The organism is Conexibacter sp. JCM 18997, assembly GCF_055391915.1.
In genome coordinates, this window is sequence record NZ_AP043885.1 from 2,897,979 (window position 1) to 2,922,139 (window position 24,161).

Annotated in this window: 29 protein-coding genes; 11 read left to right on the top strand and 18 right to left on the bottom strand. The window is 73.3% G+C overall.

Translation table 11 applies throughout. From position 1 onward, the window contains the following. Window positions 1-6 precede the first annotated feature (6 nt). Window positions 7-1,869, bottom strand: coding sequence for a hypothetical protein (locus ACZ5UI_RS14745; protein ID WP_464188070.1), 1,863 nt, complete (start codon window positions 1,867-1,869; stop codon window positions 7-9). Between ACZ5UI_RS14745 and ACZ5UI_RS14750 the strand changes: the two genes are divergently transcribed. From ACZ5UI_RS14750 to ACZ5UI_RS14760, 3 genes are all read left to right on the top strand, one after another. Continuing rightward, the gene (locus tag ACZ5UI_RS14750; protein ID WP_464188072.1) at window positions 1,852-2,553 is read left to right on the top strand and encodes a chlorite dismutase family protein; all 702 of its coding nucleotides are present in this window, start codon (window positions 1,852-1,854) and stop codon (window positions 2,551-2,553) included. The genes ACZ5UI_RS14745 and ACZ5UI_RS14750 overlap by 18 nt on opposite strands. Then, window positions 2,546-3,163 (top strand): DNA-3-methyladenine glycosylase family protein, encoded by a 618-nt coding sequence (locus tag ACZ5UI_RS14755; protein WP_464188074.1) that lies wholly within the window; start codon window positions 2,546-2,548, stop codon window positions 3,161-3,163. Before ACZ5UI_RS14750 ends, ACZ5UI_RS14755 begins: the two co-directional genes overlap by 8 nt. A 75-nt stretch (window positions 3,164-3,238) precedes the next feature. Continuing rightward, window positions 3,239-5,155, top strand: coding sequence for a glycosyltransferase family 2 protein (locus tag ACZ5UI_RS14760; RefSeq protein ID WP_464188076.1), 1,917 nt, complete (start codon window positions 3,239-3,241; stop codon window positions 5,153-5,155). A gap of 132 nt (window positions 5,156-5,287) precedes the next feature. Here the strand turns inward: ACZ5UI_RS14760 and ACZ5UI_RS14765 are convergent, their stop codons facing one another. The 4 genes from ACZ5UI_RS14765 to ACZ5UI_RS14780 all read right to left on the bottom strand — a co-directional run bounded on the left by ACZ5UI_RS14765 (window position 5,288) and on the right by ACZ5UI_RS14780 (window position 8,618). Then, window positions 5,288-6,250, bottom strand: a complete 963-nt coding sequence (locus tag ACZ5UI_RS14765; RefSeq protein ID WP_464188078.1) for an LLM class flavin-dependent oxidoreductase — start codon at window positions 6,248-6,250, stop codon at window positions 5,288-5,290. Beyond that, a complete protein-coding gene (locus ACZ5UI_RS14770) occupies window positions 6,243-6,902 on the bottom strand; it encodes a class I SAM-dependent methyltransferase (RefSeq protein ID WP_464188080.1) in 660 nt (219 codons plus the stop codon). Before ACZ5UI_RS14770 ends, ACZ5UI_RS14765 begins: the two co-directional genes overlap by 8 nt. Before the next feature lie 22 nt (window positions 6,903-6,924). After that, window positions 6,925-8,196: a hypothetical protein gene (locus tag ACZ5UI_RS14775; RefSeq protein WP_464188082.1), complete on the bottom strand. Its 1,272-nt coding sequence runs from the start codon at window positions 8,194-8,196 to the stop codon at window positions 6,925-6,927. A 68-nt stretch (window positions 8,197-8,264) separates the two neighbouring features. After that, the gene (locus ACZ5UI_RS14780) at window positions 8,265-8,618 is read right to left on the bottom strand and encodes a HesB/IscA family protein (protein ID WP_464188084.1); all 354 of its coding nucleotides are present in this window, start codon (window positions 8,616-8,618) and stop codon (window positions 8,265-8,267) included. A 159-nt stretch (window positions 8,619-8,777) separates the two neighbouring features. Here ACZ5UI_RS14780 and ACZ5UI_RS14785 point away from each other — a divergent pair, with 159 nt between their 5' ends. Both ACZ5UI_RS14785 and grxD read left to right on the top strand, forming a co-directional pair. Then, a complete protein-coding gene (locus ACZ5UI_RS14785) occupies window positions 8,778-9,005 on the top strand; it encodes a BolA family protein (protein WP_464188086.1) in 228 nt (75 codons plus the stop codon). A 2-nt stretch (window positions 9,006-9,007) separates the two neighbouring features. Further along, window positions 9,008-9,400, top strand: a complete 393-nt coding sequence (gene grxD / locus ACZ5UI_RS14790; RefSeq protein ID WP_464188088.1) for a Grx4 family monothiol glutaredoxin — start codon at window positions 9,008-9,010, stop codon at window positions 9,398-9,400. Here the strand turns inward: grxD and ACZ5UI_RS14795 are convergent. Continuing rightward, window positions 9,397-11,103, bottom strand: a complete 1,707-nt coding sequence (locus ACZ5UI_RS14795) for a SpoIVB peptidase S55 domain-containing protein (protein ID WP_464188091.1) — start codon at window positions 11,101-11,103, stop codon at window positions 9,397-9,399. The genes grxD and ACZ5UI_RS14795 overlap by 4 nt on opposite strands. 74 nt (window positions 11,104-11,177) lie before the next feature. Between ACZ5UI_RS14795 and ACZ5UI_RS14800 the strand changes: the two genes are divergently transcribed. Then, window positions 11,178-12,308 carry a glycoside hydrolase family 3 N-terminal domain-containing protein gene (locus ACZ5UI_RS14800; protein ID WP_464188093.1) on the top strand — a complete coding sequence of 377 codons (1,131 nt, stop codon included), beginning with the start codon at window positions 11,178-11,180 and terminating at the stop codon, window positions 12,306-12,308. Window positions 12,309-12,310: 2 nt separating this feature from the next. On the opposite strand, the gene ACZ5UI_RS14805 is transcribed toward ACZ5UI_RS14800, so the two are convergent. Both ACZ5UI_RS14805 and ACZ5UI_RS14810 read right to left on the bottom strand, forming a co-directional pair. Continuing rightward, window positions 12,311-12,568 (bottom strand): glutaredoxin family protein, encoded by a 258-nt coding sequence (locus ACZ5UI_RS14805; protein ID WP_464188095.1) that lies wholly within the window; start codon window positions 12,566-12,568, stop codon window positions 12,311-12,313. Continuing rightward, window positions 12,565-13,629: an NAD-dependent epimerase/dehydratase family protein gene (locus ACZ5UI_RS14810; RefSeq protein ID WP_464188097.1), complete on the bottom strand. Its 1,065-nt coding sequence runs from the start codon at window positions 13,627-13,629 to the stop codon at window positions 12,565-12,567. The genes ACZ5UI_RS14805 and ACZ5UI_RS14810 overlap by 4 nt, the downstream gene beginning before the upstream one ends. A gap of 31 nt (window positions 13,630-13,660) precedes the next feature. Between ACZ5UI_RS14810 and ACZ5UI_RS14815 the strand changes: the two genes are divergently transcribed. After that, window positions 13,661-14,512 carry a DegV family protein gene (locus tag ACZ5UI_RS14815; protein WP_464188101.1) on the top strand — a complete coding sequence of 284 codons (852 nt, stop codon included), beginning with the start codon at window positions 13,661-13,663 and terminating at the stop codon, window positions 14,510-14,512. 39 nt (window positions 14,513-14,551) lie between these two features. Then, the gene (locus ACZ5UI_RS14820) at window positions 14,552-15,076 is read left to right on the top strand and encodes a hypothetical protein (RefSeq protein ID WP_464188104.1); all 525 of its coding nucleotides are present in this window, start codon (window positions 14,552-14,554) and stop codon (window positions 15,074-15,076) included. A gap of 24 nt (window positions 15,077-15,100) precedes the next feature. Here ACZ5UI_RS14820 and ACZ5UI_RS14825 read toward each other — a convergent pair whose 3' ends face one another. The 5 genes from ACZ5UI_RS14825 to ACZ5UI_RS14845 all read right to left on the bottom strand — a co-directional run bounded on the left by ACZ5UI_RS14825 (window position 15,101) and on the right by ACZ5UI_RS14845 (window position 17,416). Beyond that, window positions 15,101-15,328: a DUF3618 domain-containing protein gene (locus ACZ5UI_RS14825; protein ID WP_464188106.1), complete on the bottom strand. Its 228-nt coding sequence runs from the start codon at window positions 15,326-15,328 to the stop codon at window positions 15,101-15,103. Next, window positions 15,328-15,690 (bottom strand): phage holin family protein, encoded by a 363-nt coding sequence (locus ACZ5UI_RS14830; RefSeq protein ID WP_464188109.1) that lies wholly within the window; start codon window positions 15,688-15,690, stop codon window positions 15,328-15,330. The genes ACZ5UI_RS14825 and ACZ5UI_RS14830 overlap by 1 nt, the downstream gene beginning before the upstream one ends. A 150-nt stretch (window positions 15,691-15,840) precedes the next feature. Then, entirely contained in the window at window positions 15,841-15,981 is a 141-nt protein-coding gene (locus ACZ5UI_RS14835) for a hypothetical protein (protein WP_464188111.1), read from the bottom strand. Continuing rightward, window positions 15,978-16,604 carry a TetR/AcrR family transcriptional regulator gene (locus tag ACZ5UI_RS14840; protein ID WP_464188114.1) on the bottom strand — a complete coding sequence of 209 codons (627 nt, stop codon included), beginning with the start codon at window positions 16,602-16,604 and terminating at the stop codon, window positions 15,978-15,980. The genes ACZ5UI_RS14835 and ACZ5UI_RS14840 overlap by 4 nt, the downstream gene beginning before the upstream one ends. Further along, entirely contained in the window at window positions 16,604-17,416 is an 813-nt protein-coding gene (locus tag ACZ5UI_RS14845; RefSeq protein ID WP_464188116.1) for a carbon-nitrogen hydrolase family protein, read from the bottom strand. Before ACZ5UI_RS14845 ends, ACZ5UI_RS14840 begins: the two co-directional genes overlap by 1 nt. 71 nt (window positions 17,417-17,487) lie before the next feature. On the opposite strand from ACZ5UI_RS14845, the gene ACZ5UI_RS14850 reads away from it, so the two are divergent. Next, window positions 17,488-18,324 (top strand): DUF2804 family protein, encoded by an 837-nt coding sequence (locus ACZ5UI_RS14850; RefSeq protein WP_464188119.1) that lies wholly within the window; start codon window positions 17,488-17,490, stop codon window positions 18,322-18,324. Window positions 18,325-18,354: 30 nt separating this feature from the next. On the opposite strand, the gene ACZ5UI_RS14855 is transcribed toward ACZ5UI_RS14850, so the two are convergent. Next, a complete protein-coding gene (locus tag ACZ5UI_RS14855) occupies window positions 18,355-19,713 on the bottom strand; it encodes an NCS2 family permease (RefSeq protein ID WP_464188121.1) in 1,359 nt (452 codons plus the stop codon). Window positions 19,714-19,731: 18 nt separating this feature from the next. Here ACZ5UI_RS14855 and ACZ5UI_RS14860 point away from each other — a divergent pair, with 18 nt between their 5' ends. Then, window positions 19,732-20,244, top strand: coding sequence for a GNAT family N-acetyltransferase (locus tag ACZ5UI_RS14860; RefSeq protein ID WP_464188123.1), 513 nt, complete (start codon window positions 19,732-19,734; stop codon window positions 20,242-20,244). On the opposite strand, the gene ACZ5UI_RS14865 is transcribed toward ACZ5UI_RS14860, so the two are convergent. Beyond that, complete coding sequence (locus tag ACZ5UI_RS14865; RefSeq protein ID WP_464188125.1) at window positions 20,229-20,531, bottom strand: EthD family reductase; 303 nt, start codon at window positions 20,529-20,531, stop codon at window positions 20,229-20,231. The two genes, ACZ5UI_RS14860 and ACZ5UI_RS14865, sit on opposite strands and share 16 nt — an antisense overlap. A 5-nt stretch (window positions 20,532-20,536) precedes the next feature. Continuing rightward, entirely contained in the window at window positions 20,537-21,778 is a 1,242-nt protein-coding gene (locus tag ACZ5UI_RS14870) for a styrene monooxygenase/indole monooxygenase family protein (protein ID WP_464188127.1), read from the bottom strand. Window positions 21,779-21,905: 127 nt separating this feature from the next. Here ACZ5UI_RS14870 and ACZ5UI_RS14875 point away from each other — a divergent pair, with 127 nt between their 5' ends. Further along, a complete protein-coding gene (locus tag ACZ5UI_RS14875; protein WP_464188130.1) occupies window positions 21,906-22,184 on the top strand; it encodes a LysR family transcriptional regulator in 279 nt (92 codons plus the stop codon). Here the strand turns inward: ACZ5UI_RS14875 and ACZ5UI_RS14880 are convergent. Together ACZ5UI_RS14880 and ACZ5UI_RS14885 are read right to left on the bottom strand one after the other, a co-directional pair. After that, on the bottom strand, window positions 22,146-23,642 hold the full coding sequence (locus ACZ5UI_RS14880) for a hypothetical protein (protein WP_464188132.1): 1,497 nt from the start codon (window positions 23,640-23,642) through the stop codon (window positions 22,146-22,148). The genes ACZ5UI_RS14875 and ACZ5UI_RS14880 overlap by 39 nt on opposite strands. Before the next feature lie 30 nt (window positions 23,643-23,672). Further along, window positions 23,673-24,080 carry a pyridoxamine 5'-phosphate oxidase family protein gene (locus ACZ5UI_RS14885; protein WP_464188134.1) on the bottom strand — a complete coding sequence of 136 codons (408 nt, stop codon included), beginning with the start codon at window positions 24,078-24,080 and terminating at the stop codon, window positions 23,673-23,675. Window positions 24,081-24,161: the final 81 nt, after the last annotated feature.

Below are 24,161 nucleotides of genomic sequence, written 5' to 3' on the forward strand. Positions count from 1 at the left end.
GGCAGCCTAAACCATCGGGTGGTCCGCTCCCATACGGCTACCCGCACCCAGGTACGCCGCCAGCCAGGCGGTCACGAACATCGCGAAGACCAGCAGCAGCGGGCCCGAGTCGTTGGCCAGCGCGCCGATGACCGCGGCCGTGGCGCCGCCGGCCAGCGCGCAACGCCACGCGTCGGCGCCCGGGATGCCGGCCAGCAGGGCGTCGCGACGCCACACGCCCCAGGCGATCGCGCCCAGCGCCAGCACGGTGAGCACGGGCATCGCGCCGTTGTAGAGGAGGTTGTCCAGCGCCAGGTCGCCGCGCCGGTGCAGCGCGTCGCCGAACGCCTCGCCCCGCCCGGAGTGCAGCACCAGCCGCGAGAAGTGCCCCTCGCCGCCGGTGGCCAGATCCAGCGCCGCGAGCGCGACCAGCGCCGCGACCGGCACCGCCACCGCGATGGCCACGCGCCGCCAGGTCAGCCGGCCGGGGAGCGCCAGCATCGTGGCCACCGCGAACCCGGCCCCGACGGTGATCACGCCGCCGACGTCGGCGCCCAGCCGGCTCCAGCCCAGCACGAAGCCCAGCGCGACGCCGGCCAGCCCGAAGGCCAGCGCCAGCCGCGGTGAGCGCCGCGCGGCGCCCACCGCGCACGCGCCGGCGGCCAGCGCCCCCAGCGCGATCACCGGCAGCAGCGCCTCCAGCTCGTTGCCGATCCCGTAGAAGCGCGAGCCACCGAGCGGGTTGGAGCCCAGCAGCGAGCGCACGATCAGCGGCGAGCCGAAGGCCAGATCGACCGTGTAGGCCACGAGCGTGATCGCGCCGGGCACGAGCGGCCCGACCGGCCAGCGCACGAGCGCGTCGGTCAGCGCGCCCAGCACCAGCGCGCCGACGGCCACGGCGATCACCTCCACGACCGCGCTGGGCGCCAGGCGGGCGGTGAGCAGCAGCAGCGGCAGCACCCACAGCACGGCCAGCGCGCTCGTGCGCACCGCCCAGCGCAACCCGCGGCCCCGGGCGACGACGAACCCGCCGAGCGCCAGCAGCGCGCAGGCGGCCATCAGCGCTCCCAGCGCGGGCAGGCGGCGGCCCTTGACCACCGCACCCCGGTCGCGCAGCGAGTCCAGCGCCGCCAGGTCGAGCGCGCCGCCGGCCCGGATCGGCTCGCCGGTCATGTCGTCGGGGACCGGGCGGCCGACCCACGACAGCAGCGTCGGGGCGATGTCGATCGCGCTGACCAGCCCGTCGGTGCGCGTCGTCGCCGATCGCAGCGCGCGTCCATCCCCCAGGCCGAAGGCGGCGACCGGCAGCACGGCCCCCGGAAGCGGGCCATCCGGCGGTTCGGCGATCGCCAGCAGGAGATCGCCTGCCGGCCGCTGGCCCACGAGCGTTCGCAGACCGTCCAGATCCGGCACGCGCGTGAACCGGACGTCACGCGGCCCGGGACGCAGATCGACGCGCCCCGCCTCGGTGGCCGCGACGACGCCCAGGTCCCGCGCACCGGACCCACCGACGAAGGCCGTGTCCACCGACGAACCCAGCAGACCCGGTACCACCGTCGCGGGCGCGCCGTCCGCGCGGGCCACCGCCGCCGGCCAGCCGAGCACGCGTCCGCCCGCCGTCACGCGGAGCACCGGCGGGTCGTGCGGCGTGTACGCCGACATCGACGTGCGCGCGCCCTGCGAGACGTCGAGCAGGAACTGCGTGCGGTCGTAGCGGCCTTGCGAGGTGTTCAGCAGGGCCGCCGACGCCCCGTCCTGATCGGCGAGCTGCTCGACGGTCGCTCCGGGGACGAACACCACGAGCGCTGCCGCGTCGGCTCGGGCCACGCAGAGCACGAGCAGCGCCAGCGCCAGGGCGCCTATCCTCGTTGCATGGCCGACGAGCGTCATTTCGTGAAGTACACCTTCCTGAAGATGGATCCGGCGTGGCGACGCCTGGACGAGGCCGAGCGCGCGGAGCACAAGCGCGAGTTCCTCGCCGCCTGCGAGGACTTCGGCACCGACCACCTGCTGCAGGCGTTCAGCCTCGTGGGAACCCGAGGCGATGTCGACATGATGCTCGTTGCCGAGGCGGAGAACCTCGATCGCATCCACGAGTTCCACGTCGTGCTGGCCCAGTCCGGCGTCATGAAGTGGGCCGAGATGCCCTACTCGTTCCTCGGGATGCGCAAGAGCTCGGAGTACTCCGACGACCAGCGCTTCGTGGCCCGGCCGTTCAACGGCAAGTACCTGTTCGTCTACCCCTTCGTGAAGACCCGCGCCTGGTACGGCATGAGCCGTGAGGACCGCTGGGAGGCGATGCAGGAGCACATCAAGGTCGGTCGCGAGTACCCCAACGTCGACAACCACACGACCTACAGCTTCGGCCTGGACGACCAGGAGTTCGTCGTCGCGTTCGACACCGACGACATCGCCGCGTTCCTCGATCTCGTGCAGCGCCTGCGCACGACCGAGGCCTCGAAGTACACGCTGCGCGACACGCCGTCGTTCACCTGCATCGGCTCGTCGGTCGAGCGCGCGCTCAACGCCCTGGACGGCGAGGCGCTCACGCGCGAGCCGTCGCTCGGTGACTGAGCCCGATCCGGCCGACGCGCACCTGCGCCGGGCCGATCCGGTCCTGGGCGCGCTGATCGACGCCAACGGGCCGCTCGGACCGCCGCGTCCGCCGACCGGCCCGTACGGCGCGCTGGTCCGGGCGATCATCGGCCAGCAGCTGTCCGTGCGCTCGGCCACCGCGATCCACGGTCGCATCCAGGAGCGCTACGCCGGGCGCGATCCGACGCCCGCCGAGATCCTGGCCGAGGATCCCGACACGCTGCGCGAGGCGGTCGGCCTGTCGCACGCGAAGACGACGTTCCTGCGCTCGCTGGCCGAGCACGTCGAGTCCGGCGCCCTGGACCTCGAGCACCTCTCCGAGCACTCCGACGACGAGGTCACCGCCGCCCTGACCGCCGTGAAGGGCATCGGCCCGTGGACCGCCCAGGTCTTCCTGATGTTCCAGCTGCAGCGCCCCGACGTGCTGGCCGTCGGCGACCTGGGCATCCGCCACGCGGTCAAGCGCCTGTACGGCCTCGACGACCTGCCCAGCACCAGCGAGCTGGAGGCGATCGCCGAACCCTGGCGTCCCTACCGCTCGCAGGCCTGCCGGCACCTGTGGCAGTCGCTGGAGAATGAGCCGATCTGATGACCGGCGCTCATACGAGCGTCCAATGAACGCGAGCGCGCCAGCGTCGTTGCCGATGCAACAGACGTGCCGTTGTTGCGTCTGTTCCGGAACGCCTCCTCGCACGCCGCCGCTCCCGCGCCGGCGCAGCGGCCGCTGGGCGAGCTGCTGATCGACCGCGGTCTGATCGACCGCGACACGCTGACCTGGGCGCTGCAGCGCCAGCGCGACACCGGCGAGCGGCTCGGCCGCGTCCTGCTGGCCGCGGGCAAGGTCAGCCGCCTGGACCTGCGCCACGTGCTGGCCGAGCAGTGGGGCCTGCCGTTCATCGACCTGCTGCACACGCCGATCGACACCGAGCTGGCCCAGCGCTTCGCCCCGGACCGCCTGGTGGCCGAGGGCTGGATGCCCGTGCGCCGCGACGGCGGCCGCGTGGTCGTCGCCACCTGCGAGCCGCTGACCGACGCGATCCGCGACGCGCTGCGCCGCGAGCTCGGCGCGCGGATCGTCATCGACCAGCGCACGACCACGACGCTCGACATCGAGCGCGCCGTGCTGTCGTGCTTCAAGCACTTCATCGTCGAGCACTCGACCGTCGAGCTGCTGACCGAGCGCCCCGAGCTGTCGGCCGCCTCGGGGTACTCCTGGCAGCAGAAGGCCGGGCTGGTCGTGGGCGCCCTGACGATCGTGGGCGCGCTGGTGTGGAACTGGGCGCTGACGCTCGGCCTGCTGCTGGCCGGCGCCGACCTCGTCTTCCTGGGCGCGATCCTGTTCAAGGTCGTCGCCTCGCTGCTGGGCATCGGCGCCCGCCGCCGCCACATCCAGCCGGTGGCCCGCGAGGACCGCGACCTGCCGCGCTACACGATCCTCGTGCCGGTCTACCGCGAGGCGAACATCATCGGCGACCTGATGCGCAACCTGGGCGCGCTGGACTACCCGGCCGAGAAGCTCGAGATCCTCGTGCTGCTGGAGTCCGACGACGAGGAGACGATCAACGCCGCGCGCGCCGCCCGGCCGCCCGAGACCGTCCGCCTGGTGGTCGTGCCCGACGCGCAGCCCAAGACGAAGCCGAAGGCCTGCAACGTCGGCCTGTTCCTGGCCACCGGCGAGCACCTGGTCATCTACGACGCCGAGGACCGCCCCGAGCCCGACCAGCTGCGCAAGGCCGTCGCGGCGTTCCGCCAGTCCGGCCCGCAGACCGTCTGCGTGCAGGCGCGGCTGTTCTACTGGAACGCCGGCCACAACCTGCTGACCCGGATGTTCGGCCTGGAGTACGGCTACTGGTTCGGGACGATGCTGCCCGGCCTGGATCGCCTGCGCCTGCCGATCCCGCTCGGCGGCACGTCCAACCACTTCCGCGTCGACGCGCTGCGCAAGCTGGGCGGCTGGGACCCCCACAACGTCACCGAGGACGCCGACCTGGGCATCCGGGCCGCCGTCGAGGGCTACCGCGTCGAGGTGATCGACTCGTGGACCGACGAGGAGGCCTGTTCGCAGGTGCGCCCGTGGATCCGTCAGCGCACGCGCTGGATCAAGGGCTACATGCAGACGGTGATCGTGCACTCGCGCTCGCCGATCCAGCTCGCACGCACGCTGGGCTTCCGCGACACGCTCGGCTTCGTGCTGCTGATCGCCGGCACGCCGCTGACCTTCCTGCTGGCGCCGCTGCTGTGGGTCAGCACGATCGCGCTGCTCGTCTTCGGGGCCGACCTGCCCATCGTCAGCCACGGCTGGATGGCCTGGGTGGCGCTCGGCGACCTGGTCGCCGGCAACGTGGCGATGATCTTCCTGTGCGCCCTGGCCGCGGTGCGCGACCGGGGCTGGCGCTGGGCGCCGCTGGCCCTGCTGAACCCGCTCTACTGGGTGCTGCACTCGTGGGCGGCGTGGCGGGCGCTGATCCAGCTGATCCGCAACCCGTTCCTGTGGGAGAAGACCCCACACGGGCTGCACGCGGGCGCGCCGCCGGCGGCGCCCGAGCCGGTCGTCGCGCCCAAGTTGCACGTCGTCCAATAATTTCCCACGAACCGAACGTCGATCCGTATAGTCGCCTCAACGCACGGATGCGTGCAGTCCTGCCGGCGCCCGGATGGCGCACAGCGGCGGGCGCGGCGGCTCCTCCCTGCTGGCGGCCGCCGCGCCTGCTGACTACCTCAGGGCGCCGATCACGCCGGCGACCAGCGCATCGCTGCGGGCCAGCAGATCCGGGTCGCTGTCCTTGGACCCGGGCACCAGCACGAGGTGGTCGAGACCGAGCGCGATCAGCTCCTCCAGGCGCGCCCGCACGGTCGCGGGCGTCCCGACGACGGTGAAGCGATCGAGGAAGTCGTCGGGGAGCTCCGTGGCGTGGCGCGCGACCGACTGCCCGTGGCGCGCCTCGTCGTAGTCGCGCCCGATGTGCTCGATCACCTCGCGATCGACGTCGGGCGCCGCGGCGGGCGCCTGGGCGGAGAAGTGGGCGAAGATCGCCGCGCTGCCGCGCACGAGCGAGCGCGCTGCGGCGGGGTCCTCGGCGCAGCCGACGTTGACGTAGGCGCCCACGCGCGCGGGCCCGGCGGCGCGGGCGGCGGCGATCGCCTCGGCCAGGCGCGCCGGCTCGGCGCCGACGGTCAGCGTGACCCGGTCGGCCGCCGACGCCCCGACGGCGATCGTGCGCGGACCGGTGGCGGCGACGTCGACCGCGACGGGCGCCAGCGTCGGATCCAGCCACCGCAGCGTCCCGGCATCGGTCTGCTCGCCGCGCAGCAGCGCGCGCAGGCGGGTGACGTGCCGGCCCAGCTCCTGCGGGGTGGCCGCGGCCATCCCGATCTGCGCGACCGCCGAGTCGCCCCGGGCGATGCCCAGCAGCGCGCGGCCACCCGACTCGGCCTGGATCGTGGCGATCGCCGACGCCGTCACGGTCGGGTGGCGGGTCAGGGGGTTGGTGACGCCGGTTCCGATGCGCAGCGTCGTGGTCGCCGCCGCCGCGGCGCTCAGGCCGGCGTAGACGTCGCCCTGCAGGCACTGGCTGTCGGCCAGCAGCAGCCCGTCATAGCCCCACGCCTCGGCCCGTCGGGCCAGGTCGGCGCTCGCCCCGATCACCGGGAAGCCGTGGAGCCACAGCTCAGTCACGGCGGACCGCCACGGTGCGGTCGACCTCGGCGGCGATCGTCCAGCCCGGTGGCGGGCCACCGGCGCCGCGCAGCAGCTGATCGACCACCGCGGTCGGGCCGGGCAGCCCGCGGCCGCCCTCCTGCCCCAGCCGGGCGTCGTGGAAGAGCACGTGACCGCCGGCCGCCACGAACCCGTGCCAGTCGTCCCAGTCGCGTTGGACGCCGTCCTGGGCGTGGTCGCCGTCGATGAACAGCAGGTCGATCGGCGCGACCCAGTCGGGCGCCACGTCGAAGCTGAAGGCGGGGTGCCACACGACACGTGGGCCGTTGTCGCGCGCGGCCCGGGCCACGACGCGCTTGCTGGCCCGCTCGGTGGCGCCCCAGCCCGAGGGCAGCGCCATCGCGTGGTGGCCGAAGGGGTCGATCAGGTGCAGCTCCTGCGTCGGGCCCATCACCTGGGCCAGCACGACGGCGGAGCTGCCCTCGTAGACGCCGATCTCGACAACCCGGCGGGCCTCGGCGCCCAGCCGGCGCAGGAGGTCGGCCTCGACGTCGGAGTGCATCGTGCGGGGCGGGATCAGACCGGAGCCGACGGCCAGCGCGCGCAGGCGCGGGTCGTCGCGCAGGCGGTCGGGCGTGAGGCGGCGAAGCGCGGGCGGCAGGAGGGCCATGGGGCGCGTGGAGGCTATCGGCCTATCCGCAGGCGGCGACCGGGTCGCGACCCTCGGCGACCGCCAGCCAGGCCGGATACGCCGGCTCGAGCGTCGTCAGGCCGGCGTCGGCCAGGCCGACCGGGAACGCCGTGTCCTCGCGGAACGTGTACTGGACGGCGAGCTCGACGTCCGGATCGTCGCTCCAGGCCTGCAGCGCCTGGCCCATCGCCCGGCAGCCGTCGGCCCCGGCGGTCGAGGCGGTGCCGGTCTCGGTGATCCAGATCGGCGGCGGGCCGCCCGGGCAGTCGTGGGCGCGCAGCGCGTCGCGCAGGCCGGACAGCAGCGCCGTGGTCGGGTTGGTGCCGTCGGCGGCCAGATCGCCCTCGACCTTGACGTAGGCGTGCTGACCGTAGGCGGCCGCGCCGCAGACCAGCGCGTCCGGCAGCGCGGCGACGAACTCGGCCGCGCCGGCCGCCTTGGTCCGGGGCGCGTCGAACCCGGCGGTCTCGCCGAGCACCAGCCGCTGGTCGCCGGGCACCGCGTCGAGCTCGTCCTGCATGGCCTGGGCGAGCTGGGTGTACAGCCCCGGGGTCAGCGCGGCGGAGTCGACGTCGCAATCGGCGCGCTGCGGGCCCAGGAACAGCGGATGGTTGGGCTCGTTCCAGGGCGCCCACAGCGGGAGGTCGACGGCCTGGGCCTGCGCGAAGTCGGCCAGCGAGCGGACCAGCGCGCGGTAGGCGGTCAGGTCGGCGGGCATGCGCGCCTGCGGCGTGGCCTCGGTGGCCTCGCAGCCGGCGGCCGGCGAGGCGGCCCAGTCGGGCGTGTTGAGGATGACGATCAGCGGGGTCATGCCGGCCGCCTTGGCCGCGCGCAGCTCGTCGGCGATCCCCGAGAACGACGCGCAGGGCGGCAGGCCGCGCAGGCAGCCGTCGGCGGGCTGGCTCCAGTCGGGCGGCACGTCGGGCGCGGGCTGCACGCGGCGCCAGTCGACGAGCACGCGCAGGATGCCGGCCCGCAGCGCGGCGGCGTCGTCGCGCCAGGGCGTGAACTCGGGCGGCTGGGCGCCGGGCGCGATCAGGTGCGGGTTGGCCTCGGTCAGGCCGAGCGCAAGCGGGACCTCACCGGGCTGGGGCAGGTCCGGCGGCGGCGCCGGCGTCGTCTGGGTGGCCGGTGGCGCGGTCGTCGCCGTGGTTGGCGGCGGCGGAGCGGGCGGCGACTCGTCGCCGCGCGTCAGCACGACGACCAGCACCACGATGAGGACCGCCGCGAGCGAACCGCCCGCGGCGAGGAGTCCGTGTCGCTTAGAGCGCACGGGGGCCCGCCTCCCGCCGCCAGCGGCCGGACCCCAACCCTAAGCCGCCGGGGGCGGCGTCGGCACCCCTAGACAGCGCTCACGGCCTCGTCCTCCGCCACGCGGAAGGACGAGCCGCAGCCGCAGGCGGCGACGACGTTGGGGTTGTTGACCTGGAAGCCCGCGCCCTGGAGGGAGTCGACGTAGTCGATCGTCGAGCCCGCCACGTAGGGCAGCGACTGCTGGTCGCACAGGAGCTTGAGGCCGTGGGTCTCGAAGACCGCATCGTCCTCGCGGACCTCGTCGAAGGCGAGGTTGTACTGGAAGCCCGAACAGCCACCACCACGGACACCGACCCGCAGACCGGCGGTCTGCACGTCCGCGTTCTGGCCGGAGAGGAACTCGTGCACCTTCTCGGCGCCCTTGTCTGTGATGAGGATCATGGTGGGTCTTTCGCCTTCCTGCCTGGGAGCGAATGGAGGTCGCTTCAAAAAGGATAGCGAGCGGCCAGGGGTGCCTGCAGCGGCCTGGCCGAAAAAGGAGGTATCCGGTGTCTCCCGCTGCAAGGCGGGCCCCCGTGTTCTCTAACCTGTCTGCGAAGGATGCCCAGCACCGACGAGCTCAAGCACCGCATCGAAGCGGCGATCCCCGACTCCACCGCCGAGGTGGAGGACTGGACCGGCGGCGGCGATCACTTCCGCGCCGTCGTGGTCTCCCCCGCCTTCGCCGGCAAGACGCGGATCCAGCAGCACCAGATGGTCTACGCCGTCTTCGGTGATGAGATCGGCGGCGCCATCCATGCCCTCTCGCTCAAGACCCAGGAGCCCTAGAGATGTCCGAGAACCCCCTTCGCGACGCCCTCGACGAGGCCATTCGCGAGAACGACGTGATCCTCTTCATGAAGGGCACGCCGGACGCGCCGGCCTGCGGCTTCAGCGCGCGCACGGTCGCCGCGCTGCAGGCCCTGGAGACGCCGTTCGCGGCGGTCGACATCCTCCCCGACCCGCGCATCCGCCAGGAGCTGTCGGGCCTGTCGGGTTGGCCGACGATCCCGCAGCTGTTCGTCAACGGTGAGCTGGTCGGCGGCTGCGACATCGTGATGGAGCTCTACGAGAACGGCGAGCTGGCCGAGACGCTCGGCGTCGAGGCCCCGGCGCACACGTCCGCTCCGGCCGAGCCCGCCGGCCAGGCCGCTCCGCTGGGCATCGAGAACCGCCTCGGCTAGCGCGAACGCACGACGCGGGCGCGGTAGCTCGCCGTCCCGCTGATGCGGACCTGCGGGTCCGCGTAGAGCCGCCGCGCGGGCGCGCGCCCGCCCTTGCCGCCGCTGGAGCGGATGCGGACGCGCACGCCGTCGAAGCCGCCCAACGCGCGGATCTGGTCGTCCAGCCCGCGGTAGGACTTGGGGCCGGGGTCGCCGCCGTCATCGGCGCCCTGGCCGCCCAGGACGATCTCGATGTCGTCGCCGTTGATCCCGCCGTCCAGGCCCTTGCCGACGAGCTCGACCTCGACAGGCCCGCGTGGCGTGTCGCGCGGCACACGCAGGTGCGCGACGCGCGTGAAGCGCTCGCCGCGGTAGTGCTGCAGCTGCAGGACGAGCCGCGCGTCGTGGCCGGGGCGCAGCCGCGCCGGTCCCATGACGCCGCGCAGCAGCGCCTGGCGCAGGCCGGGCTCCAGCGTCACCGTGACGTCGACCTTGGTCAGCTGCGGCGTGCCGTAGGAGAACAGGTCGATGTCGGTCAGCGCGGTCTGCAGATCGGTGACGAACGGGCCGCCGGCGGATGCCTGGTCGCCGCCGTAGGCGCCCACGTAGCGACGGCAGAAGCCGGTCGGCTTGTCCAGCTGGGTAATGGTCAGGCGCACGCACATGCGCGCGCTCTGCAACACCGGGCTGCCGTCCAGCCCGGTGTAGGCGGCCTGGGAGAGCGCCATCGGCCCGACCAGGACGATCGGTGAGACGCCGTCGGGCAGGCCCACCTCGGCCTCGTCGGCCACGCGCGCGTGGGAGACGCGGGTCACGTCGGTGGTCGCGTTGCGCGCGCTGATGGTCAGCGCGGTGGACGGCGGCAGGCCGCCGAGCAGGCCGGCCACGCCGTCACGGCCGTCGTAGGTCAGCGTGCCCAGGTCGTGACCGGGCGCGCCGAGCTTGGCGGAGACGGCGTCCTGGAGCCCGAGCGGGTTGTCGACCACCGCGTAGATGTAGGCGTCCTGGAGCAACAGCGAGCGCCGGCCGGTGCCGCTGTAGGGGTGACCGAACGCGTAGACCTTGGCGCCGTCCACGTAGCTGACGGTGCCGATCGCGCCGGCGGTCACGTCGCCGCTGGACAGCCCGACGGCGACCGACGCGCCGGGCACGAGCGTCTGCGCCGGGAAGCGCGCGACGTCGGGCGCCACCGGAACCGTGGTCAGCCGGATCCCGGCCTTGGCCGCCGCGTGGGCGAACGGGGTGAAGACCGGCTCGGAGATGCCGCTGACCGAGATCGGGGTGGCCAGCGACCGCAGCGCCGGCGACGTGGTCAGGCTGGTGGACGGGACCGGCGGAACCGGCTCGCCGAGCATCGCCTCGATCGGCGTCGCGTAGCCGAGCTGGTTGCCGTAGTCGCCGCTGCCGTAGGCGATCGCCCCGGCGATGCGGCCGTCGCAGATGACCGGCGAGCCCGAGAAGCCCTCGGCGATCCCGTAGTCGTCGACCGCCGGCCCCGACACGCGCACGAGCAGCAGCGGCTGGTCGGCGACCTGGTCACCGGGCACGACGTCGACGATGTCCACGACGAACGAGGAGATCGTCGTGCCCTGGACGACGGTCAGGCCGGTGCAGCGCATGCCCGGCTGGACCTCGGAGAGGGGCATGATCGGGTCCGCCGCGAGGGCGGGGGCCGCGGCCGCGAGCAGCAGCAGAGCGGTCGCGGTCAGCAGGCGTCGGAGCATTCAGTGGCAGCACAATACTTCGCGTCCGGCGCCCGTCCGCGCCGTGCTGTCCCGGACCCGACATGATTGGCGTCGTGCCGCTCCGCCGCCTGTCCCTGGCGTTCGTCCTGGCCGTGGTGCTCGCCGCCTGCGGCGACGCCGCGCCGCCCCACGCCGCCACCTCCGCGCCGCGTCCCGGCGCGCCCGCGCCGGCGGTCGCCCAGGCGGCCCAGCGTGCCGCGTCCCAGCTGACCGTCGCCCAGCTGGCCGGGCAGCGCCTGATCGCCTGCTTCCGCGGCACCGGCACGCCGCCGCCCGAGCTGCTGGCCCGCATCCGCCGGGGCGAGCTGGCCGGCGTGATCCTGTTCGCCGAGAACGCCGACACCGTGGCCGAGGCCCGCCGCCTGGCCGACCGGCTGCAGGCGATCCCGCGTCCGGCCGGGCTGCGCGATCCGCTGCTGGTCCTGATCGACCAGGAGGGCGGCGCGGTCCGGCGCCTGCGCGACGCGCCGCCGTCCCGCAGCGCCCACGAGCTGGCCGCCTCCGGCGCGCGCGGCGTGCGCAGCGCCGGCCGGGCCACCGGTCGGGCCCTGCGCCAGGCCGGCGTGAACGTCGACCTCGCTCCGGTGGCCGACCTGAGCCGCCCCGACAGCGCGTTGGCCGGCGAAGGCCGCACGTTCGCGGCGACGTCCACCGCGGCAGGCACGCTGGCCGGCGCGTTCGCCGCCGGCCTGCGCGAGGGCGGCGTGCTGGCCACGGCCAAGCACTTCCCGGGGTTGGGCGCGGCGACGAGCAACACCGACGACCGCGTCGTGCGCATCGACCTGACGGCCCAGACGCTGCGCGAGCGCGACATGCCGCCGTTCGCCGCGACCGTCCGCGCCGGGGCGACGCTGGTCATGCTGGCCAACGCTTTGTACCCGGCGCTGGACCCCAAGCTGCCGGCCTCGCTGTCGCGCCCGATCGTCGCGGGCGAGCTGCGCGGCCGCCTCGGCTTCGGCGGCGTGACGATCAGCGACGACCTCGAGGCCAACGCCCTGCAGCCGTACGGCGACGCGGGCCGCCTGGCCCGCCTGGGTGTCAGCGCGGGCGTCGACCTGCTGCTCTACGCCCGTTCGTACGCGGCGACCGAACGGGCCGCGCGGTCGCTGGAGAAGCTCCCCCGGGCGCAGCTGGAAGCGGGCGCCGAGCGGGTGCTGGCGCTGCGCGCGTCGTTGCGGCCCTAGCCCTACCGCTGCGCAGTAGCCGCGCGCCAGCGCAGGTGCTCGACGATCCGCTTGGAGTCGCAGATCGGCTCGGCGTCGATGACCAGGAGCGGCACCACGCGCTGGCCGGACACGCGCTGGACGTCGTCGCGCCGCCGCTTGGCGTACGGCACGCGGACGACCTCGTGCTCGATGCCGGCCCGGCGCAGCTCGCGCTCGACGCGGCCGCAGGGGCAGAGCCAGTTCGTGCGCGTCGGGCAGCGGTAGAGCGTCGGCGTCATCCGACCGGGATGCGGCCGACCGCTCGGCCGAGCTCGCGCAGCGTGCCGCCGGCGACGCGCAGGGCCAGTGGCTGGCGGGCGCCCGCCGGGGCCAGGCGGTGCGGCTCGCGCTCGCGGTACCAGTCGATCGTCGCCTGGAGCGTGTCCTCGTGGTGGGAGGGCTGCCAGCCGAGGTCGCGGCGCGCCTTGTTGGAGCGCAGCGCCCACCAGTAGGAGGCCAGGCGGACCTCGTCGACGGTCAGCACCGGCCGACCCGGCAGCCGCTCGGCCGCGGACGCCAGCGCCAACGCAGCAGGCAGCGGGAGCTTCAGCGCCGGCGGCTCCACGCCCGACAGCCGGCCGAGGTCGGCGAACAGGCGGTCCCAGGTGAAGTTGCGATTGCCGAGGATGTAGCGCTCGCCGGGCACGCCGAGCTCGTCGGCCAGCAGGTGCCCGCGCGCGACGTCCTCGGCGTCGACGATGTTGATCGCCCCGTCGACGTAGGCGGGCAGCTCGCGGCGCAGGAACCGGCGCACGAGATCGGTCGAGGAGCGGTTGACGTCACCGCGGCCGAACACGTGGGCGGGGTTGACGATCACCACCGGCAGGCCGAGCGCGCCGACGCGCAGCGCCTCGACCTCGGCCTCGCGCTTGGAGCGGACGTAGGGGATCTGGGCGGGCTCGCCGGGATAGCGCTGGCGCTCGTCGGCGGTCGAGTGGCGCTTGGCCGGGCCGACGGCGGCGATCGACGAGGTGAACACGACCCGCTCGACGCCCGCGCGCAGCGCCTCCTCGAGCACGATCCGCGTCGACTCGACGTTGGTCCGGTACAGCCGCTCGGGCGACGCGCGCAGCGAGGTCAGGCCGGCCGCGTGGAAGACGCGATCGACGCCCCGCATGGCCCGCCGCACGGCCTGGCGATCGAGCAGATCGCCGACGACGATCTTCGCGTCCAGGCCCGCGAGGTTGTCGCGGCGGCTCGTGCGGCGCAGGACGAGCTTGAGGTCGTCGCCGCGCGCGGCCAGCTGGCGGGCGACGTGCGACCCGACCATGCCCGCTCCTCCGGTCACCAGCGTGGTCACGCCCGCCAGGCTACTCAGTAGGGTCCCGCCCATGTCCGGGGTCGCGGTCGTCACCGATACAACGCACTACCTCCCGCGCGAGCTCGTGGAGGCCAACGACATCCACCAGGTGTCGCTCTACGTCAACTGGCCCGACGCCCAGGAGCGGGAGTCGGACATGCCCTCGTTCGACGCCTTCTACGACCGGCTGCGCGCCTCGCGCGAGCTGCCGACGACGTCCCAGCCGTCGGTGGGCGACTTCCTGGCCGTCTACGAGCCGCTGGTCGCCGCGGGCCAGGAGATCATCTCGCTGCACCTGTCGGGGGGCATCTCCGGGACCGTGGAGTCCGCGCGCCAGGCCGCCGCCCAGTGCGAGCCGGGCAAGGTCCACGTGGTCGACTCGGCCACCGCCTGCGGTGGCCTCGGCCTGATGGCGCTGGCCGCCGCGGCCGGGGCGCGCGACGGGATCGGCATCGAAGCGTGCCTGGCCCGGGCCAGCGAGGCGCGCGACCGGCTGACGCTGTGGTTCGCGATCGACACGCTCGAGTACCTCGTGCGCGGTGGGCGCATCGGCAAGGCCCAGGGCATGGTCGGCTCGGCGCTGCGGATCAAGCCGATCCTGTCGGTCGAGTCCGACATCACGCCCGTCGAGCGCGTGCGCACCTCGGCGCGCGCGTTCGCGCGGATGGCCGAGATGCTGCGCACGCTGCAGGCCGACGGCGTCGACGGCTGGGTGGTCCAGCACATCCAGGCGCCCGAGGAGGCCGCCCGGCTGGCCGACGAGGGCCGCCAGATCTTCGGCACCGAGCCGGTCTTCGTCTCGGAGATCGGGCCGGTCATCGGCGCGCACGTCGGACCGGGCCTGATCGGCGCCGGCGGCGTGCCGCGCGGCCTGCTCGGCTGATCCTCTACCTACGGCTGAGTCGCCAGGTAGGGTCGCGCGATGCAAGCTCCTCACCTGCGCCGCGCCGGCGCTGCTGTCCTGATCACGGGAGGCGTCGCCGTCGCCCTCGTCGCCTCCGCGGGCGGCGCGACCAACAACCAGAAGATCACGCCGCAGGGCGTCGGCCAGGTCAAGCTGGGCGCGAGCGCCGCGTCGCTGCAGGACAAGGGCCTGATCGGCAAGCTCGTCACCGGCTGCGAGCTGGCCGGTCCCGGCACCAAGGCCGCCGACGTCAAGGCCTTCAAGGGCACCGTCGGCATGACCATGTCCGACCCGCGCAAGGTCAACGTGATCGCCGTCTACGGCCGCGGCCCCTCGGCCAACGGCGTCGAGGTCGGCGACACGCTGGCCGACATCAAGAGCGCCTTCAAGGTGGTCAAGGTCGACAAGTCGCTCGAGGACACCTTCGGCGGCGACTTCGTGACGATCCCGAAGGCGGCCGGCGGCCGGATCCAGTTCTTCGTGGACAGCAAGACCGGCAAGATCGACACGATCGGCATCCCGGGCGTCCCGGTCTGCGAGTAGACGTGTCGCCAGGCGCGACCGGCGTCAGCGCCGGTTGCGCTTGCGGCGGGTGATGATCGCCAGGCCGCCGCCGATGACGAACCCGGCCACCGCGGCGCCGATCATCACCTGCTGCTTGTGCTGCTCGAGCTGGTAGCGCCAGTTGGTGGCCATGCCGACCTCGCCACGCAGCTTCGCGACGGAGTTGCCCAGCTCGATGCGGTTGGCCTCGACCGAGGCGCGGATCTCCTGAGGGCTGCGCTGGGGCGGCATTACTGCGTCACCGTGTCCTTGATGCGCTGGGCTTCCTCGATGGCCAGATCCGGCGTCGGCGGGGCGCCGGCCTTGAACAGCTTCGAGGCCACGAGGCCGGCGATCGCCGCGAAGATCAGCAGGACCAGCGCCTCGACGAAGAAGCCGACGAAGTACATGCTCTCGCCCACCGGCAGCAGCCACCAGATCAGCCAGGCGAACCCGTGCAGGATCAGCAGCAGGGCGCCGAGCACGAAGATGGCCGCGGCGCCGCCGATGGCGCCGCCCTTGGCCAGCTTGCGCGCCTTGACGGTGATCTCCGCCTTGGCGAGCTCGATCTCCTCGCGGACCAGGATCTGCGCCCGCGCGGCGACCTCCTGCACGGCGGCGGAGATCTCCTTGGGGCTACCCGTGGGTTCGTTTGGTTCAGGGGACAATGCGCTTGAGGATCTGGGCGGCGATCAAGCCGCCGGCGAAGGCTGCGCCCACGAGGATGGCCGGGTTGGGACCGGATGTCGTCGTCGCGTCGCTGCTCACTGGTCCGGCGGGTCTTCCCCGAACACCCGACGCCAAATCACCGTCGCGGCCTTCGTGGTCGCGATCGAGGCGAGCGCGCCGAGGCCGGCCAGCAGGCCGGACCACATGAGGCGCTTGGTGAGGTCGTTGTTCGTCATGCGGAGGGAAGTCCTATCACGTCGAGACCATCGCAGATCGTGTCGACGATCTGGGACTTGGCCGCTTCGGTGTCGGCCGCGGTCTGCGGGATCAGCTGGAAGATCCAGCCGGTGAGCACCTGCTCGATGGCGCCGTAGAAGGCCAGGGCCGCGAAGTCGGGCGTCACGTCGGTGCGCAGCTCGCCCGCCGCCTGCGCCTTGGCGACGATCTCGCCGATCAGCTCGTAGGCCTCGCGGATCTTCCCCAGGTGGGTGCGCCCGAACGAGTTGGCCGCCCGCGTCACCTCGACGATGATGACCTTCATCACGTCCGGATCGTGGACGTAGGAGTCGACGATGAACGAGGCGATCTCCTGCAGCTTCTCGCGCACCGGGACGTCGCGGGCGTCGCTCTGGGCGATCACCGCCAGCAGCACGTTCCAGCGCTCCAGGAAGAGCGTGTCGAGGATCTCGTCCTTGCTGGAGAAGTAGTGGTAGACCAGGCCGTAGGCCACGCCCGCCTCGTCGGCGATGTCCGAGACGCGGCAGGCGTGGAAGCCCTGGCGGGCGAACACGCGGACGGCGGCGTCGAGGATCAGGCGGCGCTTGTCGGCGGCGGCCTGGCTGCGGCTGGTGGCGGCCATCAGGCGTGCGCCTCCGCCTCGGGGCGATCGACCAGCCGCGCGTTGGCCAGCGACGGCAGCTCGGCCCGCACGCGCGCCTGCGCGTCGAGATCGAGGTCGGCGACGATGTGGCCGACGCGGTCGGGCATCGTGGCCAGCACCAGCCCCCACGGATCGACGATCATCGACCGCCCGCCCGAGCGCATCCCACCTGGGTGCGGGCCGATCTGGTTGGCGGCGATCACGAAGGCCTGCTGCTCGATCGCGCGGGCGCGGACGAGCACCTCCCAGTGGTCGCGGGTGGTGGCCAGCGTGAAGGCGGCGGGCACGGTCAGCACGCGCGCGCCGTGGAGGGCCAGCACGCGGTAGAGCTCGGGGAAGCGGAGGTCGTAGCAGATGCTCAGGCCCAGCTCGACGCCCTCCGCGGTGACCGACGTGACGATCTCGTCGCCGGCCTGCTCGCCGTCGGACTCGCGGTACTCCTTGCCGTCGACGGTCACGTCGAACATGTGGATCTTGCGATACGCGGCCTTGAGCTCGCCGTCCGGGCCCACGTGCAGGGAGGTGTTGCTGAGCTTCTCCTCGTTCTCCACGCGCTCGGAGATCGAGCCCGCGACGAGGTCGACGCCCAGCTCGCGGGCGATGTCCCGGGCCCACTGGACGATCGGTCCGTCGAGCGGCTGGGCCCCGGCGCGCAGGTGCTCGGTCGTGCCCAGCACCGACCACTTCTCCGGCAGGACGATCAGCGTGGCTCCGTCGGCGGCGGCGGCGCGGACGTGCTGGTCGGCGGCGTGCAGGTTGGCCGCGACGTCGTCGGTCGCGTTGAGCTGCACCGCAGCCGCCCGGAGTGTCGGAGTGGACCCCATCTCGTTGACTCGCGGGTCAACGATAGCGTTCGGGTCTCATGGAACCTTGGCGTTCAACCGACGACGCAGGGCCCCGCCCGGTCGAGCTGTCTGACCTTCCGACCCGACGCGACGGCCGCGGGCTGAAGCGCTGGCGCTGGGTCGGTGCGTTCTCGCCGGAGCTGATGCTGTGCGCCGGGCTGGCGCACGTCGGCGGCATCCCGCAGTCGTGGTGGGCCGTGTGGGACCGCAGCGCCCGCACGCTGGACGAGCACACCGTGTTCATCCGCCCGCGCGCGGCGGTGCGCTTCGGTCCCGGACTGGTCACGGTGCGCGACCGCGACACCGCGATCGACCTGACGTTCCCGGAGACCCCCGGCGTGGAGACCGTCTGCCCGCACGGCGCGGGCTGGATCTGGACGCGCAAGCAGGCCGGTGTCGCGATGCGCGGCAGCGTGCGGCTGCGCGACGGCCGCGAGCTGCGGCTCGATGGCTTCGGCGCGGTCGACGACACGGCCGGCTATCACGCCAAGCACACCGCCTGGAAGTGGTCGGCCGGCGTGGGCACCACCGCCGACGGCCGTCCCGCCGGGTGGAACCTGGTCTCCGGCGTCAACGACCCGCCGCAGCGCAGCGAGCGCTCCGTGTGGATCGACGGCCTCGTGCAGGAGGCCGCCCCGTGCACCTTCGCCGCCGATCTGTCATCGGTGCGCAGCCCCGCCGACGGCGGCGCGCTGGACTTCGTCGCCGAGGCGACCCGCGAGCGCCACGACGAGCTGCTGCTCGCCCGCAGCGACTACGTCCAGCCCTTCGGCACGTTCAGCGGCACGCTCCCGGGCGGCGTCGCGCTGCGCGAGGGCTTCGGCGTGATGGAGGACCACCGAGCACGGTGGTAGGAGGCAGACGCCGTCACTGCGCCACCGTCATCAGAACACGTTGGCCTGCAGCCAGTCGCTGGCGAAGAAGATCAGGAAGAGCACCACGATCAGCCACATCACCGGGTGCACCGCGCGCACCTTCCCGCGGGCGAGCATCACGACCGCGTAGCCGACCACGCCCAGGCCGATGCCCGCGGCGATCGAGAAGGTCAGCGGGACGCCGACGATGATCAGGAAGGCGGGCAGCGCGTGCTCGGGGGTCTGCCAGTCGATCTCGGCGACCAGCCGGATCATCAGGTACCCGACGAGCACGAGCGCGGGGGCGATCGCCGGCGAGACCGACGAGCCGCCGACGTAGGGCACCGACTGCCCGACCACGGCGATCAGCGGGACGAAGACGATCGTGGCCAGGAACAGCGCGCCGGTCACGAGGTTGGCGAAGCCGGTGCGCGCGCCCTCCGCGACGCCCGCGCCCGACTCGACGTAGGCGGTCACCGACGAGACGCCCATCGCGCCGCCGAACGCGGCCGAGCCGGAGTCGACCAGCAGCAGCTTCTTCAGCTCCGGCGGATCGCCGTTGGCGTCGTTGAGCCCGCCCGCGGTGCTGACCGCGACCGCGCTGCCGATCGTGTCGAAGAAGTCCGACATGAAGAGCGCGAAGATCAACGGGACCAGCGCCCAGGTGAGCGCGTCGGCCAGGTTGCTCGGCTTGAGGCCCTCCCCGATCGTCTCGAAGCCCGCCGAGCCGGGCCAGCGGGCGATGCCGTCCGGGCCGTCCAGGACGCCGAAGATCAGGCCCACCGCCGTCGTGGTCAGCACGGCCACGAGCACCGCGCCGCGCTGGCCGCGGGCGGTCAGCGCGGCGCCCACGAAGATCCCGGCCAACGCGATCAGCGGCGGCCCCGCGGTCAGGTCGCCCAGGGCCACGCCGGTGGCCGGGTCGTTGACCACGATGCCGGCGTCGCGCAGCCCGATGAAGGCGATGAAGATGCCGATGCCCACCCCGATGGCCAGCTTCAGCGACTGCGGCACCGCGCGCACGACCGCCTCGCGCAGGCCGGCCACGACGAGCACCACGGCGATCAGCCCCTCGATCACCACGCATGCCATGCCCACGCCCCAGCCGACGTTCTGGCCCAGGATGATGTCGAAGGCCACGACCGCGTTGAGGCCGAGGCCCGAGGCGAGCGCCAGGGGGATGTTCGCCACCAGCCCCATGACGATCGTGGCGATGCCCGCGGCCAGCGCGGTGGCCACGGCGACGCCCGCGAAGGGCACGCCCGCCTCCGACAGGATCGCCGGGTTCACGAACACGATGTAGGACATCGCCAGGAAGGTCGACACGCCACCGAGCGCCTCGCGCTGCGGCGTCGATCCTCGCTCCCGGATGTGGAAGAAGCGCTCCATACGCGAACCTTCCCAGTCGTGCCCGTCGTCCTGCCCATCCACACCGACCGTCTGGCCATTCGTGCGTTCACGCCGGCGGACCAGTCGGCCATGCAGGCGATGTACGCCGACCCGCGCGTGATGCTCCACATCGACACGCGCGGCGAGGACCCGTCGACGTGGGTGGCGGCCTACATCCGCCACCAGACCGAGTTCGGCTTCGGCTTCTGGGCGCTGGAGGAGCGCGCCACCGGCGAGCTGATCGGCGAGGCGGGGCTGGCGCCCTTCGACGGCCAGGGGCCGCAGCTGGAGCTCGGCTACCTCCTGCGCCAGGACCGCTGGGGACGAGGGCTGGCCACCGAGGCGGCGCGCGCCTGCCGCGACGTCGCCTTCGACGCGCTCGACCAGCGCGAGCTGCTGGCCGTGGTCGACGTCGGCAACGACGCGTCGCTGGCCGTCGCCCACAAGCTCGGCTTCCAGGAGACGGGCCGGCGCCGCCGTCGCGGGCGGCGCCAGCACGTCCTGCGCGTGGAGCGTCAGCGCACGTCGTAGTGCAACAGCACGGCGCCGCCGGTGGCGAAGTTCGCCAGATCGGCGCCGGCGGCCTGCCCCTCGGGCGAGCCCAGGCCGGCCCCGAAGGCGGCCTCGTCGTCGAACTCCGCCTCGAACTTGGCGAAGTACGGCGAGTCGCTGCCGTCGGGCGTGGCCAGGTCGAAGCCATAGGTGCGCGAGCGCAGGCCGGGGATCGCATCGGCCAGCGGCAGATGCGTCTCCTCGTAGTAGGTCCGGAACGCGTCCGGATCGGCCGGCGGCGGGTACAGGACGAGCATGCGGTGCATGCGGCTCAGCCTCCCACAGATGCGGCGGCCGCGCGATCGTGCAGGAACGCGTGGGTGCGCTCCGGCGTGGAGAGCACGTCGACCTGCCGCGCCGGGTCGTTGAAGTTCGTCGTGAACTCGTCGCACAGCGCCTTGTCCTGCGACATCGCCCCGATGAACTCCATCACGTGCGGCTGGGGGTTGAGCATGATGTTCGTCCAGTCGCTGACGCCGGTCACGAACCGCTCGCGGTTGCGCGCGACCCGCTGGCAGAAGCGCTCGTCGTAGTAGTGGTCGTCGACGATCGCCTCGCCGATCGTCCAGGCCGAGAACGACGCCGAGTTCGCCCCCTGACCCATCATCGGGTCCACGACGCAGTGGGCGTCGCCGACGGCGATCGCGTAGGTGCCGGTGTTCAGCCGCGCGTAGTCCTGACGCACGACGGGCGTGAGCGCGCCCTGCAGGATGTCGCGGCCCGACCACAGCGTGAACGCCGCGGGATCGACGCGCTCGGCCACGCTCGGGTAGTGCGTGCGCAGCTTCTCCAGGACGAGCGCGTTGAACGCGGCCGGGTCGTCGTCGAAGCGGATGTCGGCCAGCACCTCGAGGTCGCCGCCGGGGATGTTCTCGAACAGCAGCGCGGTGCCGAACCCGTCGTGGGAGAAGATCGGCAGCTCCAGCAGCTCGCCGTGACCGGGCGAGAAGTGCACGCCGACGCCCTTGGGGTCGGAGTAGGTCACGCCGGCGTAGATGCCCGCCGACAGCCGGCGCTGCGGCTTGGTGTAGGGCGACTTGTCGGGGCGGCGCGGGAACAGCTCGCCCATCGCGCCGCGACCGGCGGCGACGACCATCAGGTCATGGTTCTGCGAGACGCGCTCGATGTCGTCGATCGTCACTCGCTGCTCGATCAGCTCGCCGCCGCGGTCGGCGAAGTCCTCCATGAGCTTGGGCAGGTACAGGCGGTAGTCGATGACGCTCGAGTTGTGGTCGAAGTCGCCGCGGAAGTTCAGCGGCCCGTCGGGCGTGAGGATCGTGTGGTGGTGGCAGGAGTAGCCGTACTCCTCCGCGTCCCAGTGGTGCACGCCCAGCGCGCGCTCGCGCTCCAGCGTGTGGTGGTGGTGCCCCACCGTGTTCAGCAGGCGCGACGCACGCAGCTCGTCGGGCGAGCGCTCCGCGTAGATCGTCACGGGGACGCCGTGCTGACGCAGGTACAGCCCGAGGTGCAACCCCGACACGCCGGACCCGACGATGCCGATGCTCGACTCCATCACCGTTCTCCTCTCCGGTGGACTCTCTCTCCGGACGCAACCTAGGCGGGCACGCGCCGGCGATCAACGCCATCCTGCGTCTGCTTTCGATGCAATAGCTGCATCGGTTAGGGTCGGCCATGAACCGATGGCCGAGCTCCGAGACCTGCGCGCCTTCCTGGTGCTCGCCGACGAGCTCCACTTCGGTCGCGCCGCCGACCGCCTCGACATCTCCCAGCCCACGCTGAGCCGGCGCATCCGGCGCCTGGAGAACGACCTCGACTGCCTGCTGCTGAAGCGCACCAGCCGCGCCGTCTCGCTGACCGACCACGGCGTCGAGCTGGCCACGACGCTGCCGGGCGCGCTGCGTCAGCTCGACCGGGTGCTCCTAGAGGCGCGCACGCTCGGGGAGGGTTGGGAGGTCTGAGCCGTCGTCGGGGCGGTCGCCGAGGTCGGCCCTGCCGTCGTCGACCCCGCCCGGGCGCTGGGCCAGGACCGCGAGCGCGGCCAGCTCGGGGTCCTCCAGCTCGGCCTCGCCGATCTCCAGCAGCCAGCCGGGGCCCATCCACCGCCGCCACGACTCGACGAACGCCGCCCGCCGCTCGGGCGCCCGCGCGAAGTCGTCGGGCACCGGATACCAGGCGCGCGCGCTGGACCGCGCCCCCGGCAGCACGACCTGGCGCGAGACGACCCACGTCGGCACGGCGCCCGGTCCCAGCAGCGGAGCGAGCGCGGACTGCACGCGGGCGCGTTCGGCGTCGTCGACGCCCTGGAGCTCGTGGCGCAGCCGCCCGTCGGAGCCGGGCGTGAAGCGCATCCCGAAGTGGCGGCGCAGCTCGCCCAGCGCGACGTAGGCGTCGCAGACGGCGTGGGCGGCCCAGTCGGCGGGGAGCTCGGCCTGGTCGGGATGCGCGGGCCGGCGGCGCCCGGCCCGCCGCACCGCGGCGACGAACCTCTGCCACAGCGTCGCCTTGTGCCGCACCGGCGCAGCGGCGGTCGCCGGTGCGAGCAGCGCGGGCGCCCCCATCGCGCCGCCGGTGGCCGCGTCGCGCTGGCGCAGGTTGATCTCGGCGAAGCGCTCGGCGGGTGGCGCCCCCGCGGCGGTCAGCGCGGGGTCGATCGCCGCCGGGTCGGCGGCCCGGGCGACGAGCGCCGCGTAGTCCGGCCCGCCGCCCGGCAGCCCCGGGTCCACGCAGACGATCACCCACACGGTGTCGGCGCGGGCCTCGCCCCGGAGGTCGACGACGACGTTCGCATCGCCGCACCCGCCGTCGCCGTCGCCGTCGCCGTCGGACTGCACGGTCGCGCGGTCGCCCAGGTCCACGAGCCGCTCGTCGGCCGCGATCGCCTCGCGCACCGCCTGGGCCTGCGCGACGCCATCGGCCAGCACGACCGCCCGCAGCGCGCCGCCGCGTCCCTCGTCCTCGGCGGCCAGCGCGTCGCAGGCCAGCCCCGGCTTGACGGCCGAGCCGCGCAGCACGGTGGCGGCGGTGCCGGCCAGCTCCGCCTGCGCGTCGACGACGGCCCCGCGGGCCGGGCTGGGCGGCGCGTGCCGCGCGTAGTCGGCCACCAGCAGCGCCCAATCCTGGTCGGTCAGCGGGAGCTGCGCCTGCGGCGTGTGGGCGACCTCGGACGGGAGCGGATGACCGTGCTCGCGCAGCCAGCGGCTCGCCGCCCCGGCCAGCGCCGGGTCGGCCAGCAGCAGCTGGAGCCAGGACACGCGCCCCCCGCTGCGCAGCCCGCGTTGCACCCAGCGCTCGACCAGCCAGGCGTCGAGCTCCGGCCCGGCGAGCGCGAGCGCCTCGTCAAAGCGGGCCCGGCGCGTGGCGATGCGCTCGCGCTCGGACTCCAGCGCCACCGCCAACAGGACTCGGGTCACCGACATCAGCGGCGATGTCCCCGCTGCGGGCGCGCGTCACACGCGCTTCGGCGGCTCCTGGAAGGGCAGCTCCTGAAACTCCTCGTGCACGACCTCGACGACGTAGAGCGTCGACTCGCGCATCGGGAACGGCGCGCCGATGTAGCGCGCGGCGATGCGGTCGACGACCTCCATCGCGCGGTCACCGTCGAAGTGGTCGATGACCCGCCCACGAACGCGACCGGTGATGTACGGGTTCTCGAAGTTCACGCAGCTCAACGCCACGCGCGGATCGCGCTCGATGTTGCGCCCCTTGCGCGACGTCGGCGACGTGAAGAAGACGATGTTGTCGCCCTCCACGCCGCTCCACAGCGACACCGCATGCGGCGCCCCGTCGTCCATCGTGGTGGCCAGCGTCGGGTAGTTGCGCCCCTCCCCGAACAGCGTGGCGATCTCGGGCCTCATGCGCTTGCACCATACGGGGGGGCGAATTCCCGACGTGCCTGCCCTTATGGGCGTATGACGCCCATAACAGCAGGCACGTCA

Coding starts and splice junctions, on each gene's coding strand:
- ACZ5UI_RS14835 (WP_464188111.1), bottom strand. CDS start 15,981: ATGACGAACAACGACCTCACCAAGCGCCTCATGTGGTCCGGCCTGCTG.
- ACZ5UI_RS14870 (WP_464188127.1), bottom strand. CDS start 21,778: ATGGAGTCGAGCATCGGCATCGTCGGGTCCGGCGTGTCGGGGTTGCAC.
- ACZ5UI_RS14795 (WP_464188091.1), bottom strand. CDS start 11,103: ATGCTCCGACGCCTGCTGACCGCGACCGCTCTGCTGCTGCTCGCGGCC.
- ACZ5UI_RS14770 (WP_464188080.1), bottom strand. CDS start 6,902: ATGGCCCTCCTGCCGCCCGCGCTTCGCCGCCTCACGCCCGACCGCCTG.
- ACZ5UI_RS14815 (WP_464188101.1), top strand. CDS start 13,661: ATGTCCGGGGTCGCGGTCGTCACCGATACAACGCACTACCTCCCGCGC.
- ACZ5UI_RS14805 (WP_464188095.1), bottom strand. CDS start 12,568: ATGACGCCGACGCTCTACCGCTGCCCGACGCGCACGAACTGGCTCTGC.
- ACZ5UI_RS14875 (WP_464188130.1), top strand. CDS start 21,906: ATGGCCGAGCTCCGAGACCTGCGCGCCTTCCTGGTGCTCGCCGACGAG.
- ACZ5UI_RS14785 (WP_464188086.1), top strand. CDS start 8,778: ATGCCCAGCACCGACGAGCTCAAGCACCGCATCGAAGCGGCGATCCCC.
- ACZ5UI_RS14825 (WP_464188106.1), bottom strand. CDS start 15,328: ATGCCGCCCCAGCGCAGCCCTCAGGAGATCCGCGCCTCGGTCGAGGCC.
- ACZ5UI_RS14855 (WP_464188121.1), bottom strand. CDS start 19,713: ATGGAGCGCTTCTTCCACATCCGGGAGCGAGGATCGACGCCGCAGCGC.
- ACZ5UI_RS14850 (WP_464188119.1), top strand. CDS start 17,488: ATGGAACCTTGGCGTTCAACCGACGACGCAGGGCCCCGCCCGGTCGAG.
- ACZ5UI_RS14865 (WP_464188125.1), bottom strand. CDS start 20,531: ATGCACCGCATGCTCGTCCTGTACCCGCCGCCGGCCGATCCGGACGCG.
- ACZ5UI_RS14840 (WP_464188114.1), bottom strand. CDS start 16,604: ATGGCCGCCACCAGCCGCAGCCAGGCCGCCGCCGACAAGCGCCGCCTG.
- grxD (WP_464188088.1), top strand. CDS start 9,008: ATGTCCGAGAACCCCCTTCGCGACGCCCTCGACGAGGCCATTCGCGAG.
- ACZ5UI_RS14780 (WP_464188084.1), bottom strand. CDS start 8,618: ATGATCCTCATCACAGACAAGGGCGCCGAGAAGGTGCACGAGTTCCTC.
- ACZ5UI_RS14820 (WP_464188104.1), top strand. CDS start 14,552: ATGCAAGCTCCTCACCTGCGCCGCGCCGGCGCTGCTGTCCTGATCACG.
- ACZ5UI_RS14745 (WP_464188070.1), bottom strand. CDS start 1,869: ATGACGCTCGTCGGCCATGCAACGAGGATAGGCGCCCTGGCGCTGGCG.
- ACZ5UI_RS14880 (WP_464188132.1), bottom strand. CDS start 23,642: ATGTCGGTGACCCGAGTCCTGTTGGCGGTGGCGCTGGAGTCCGAGCGC.
- ACZ5UI_RS14885 (WP_464188134.1), bottom strand. CDS start 24,080: ATGAGGCCCGAGATCGCCACGCTGTTCGGGGAGGGGCGCAACTACCCG.
- ACZ5UI_RS14750 (WP_464188072.1), top strand. CDS start 1,852: ATGGCCGACGAGCGTCATTTCGTGAAGTACACCTTCCTGAAGATGGAT.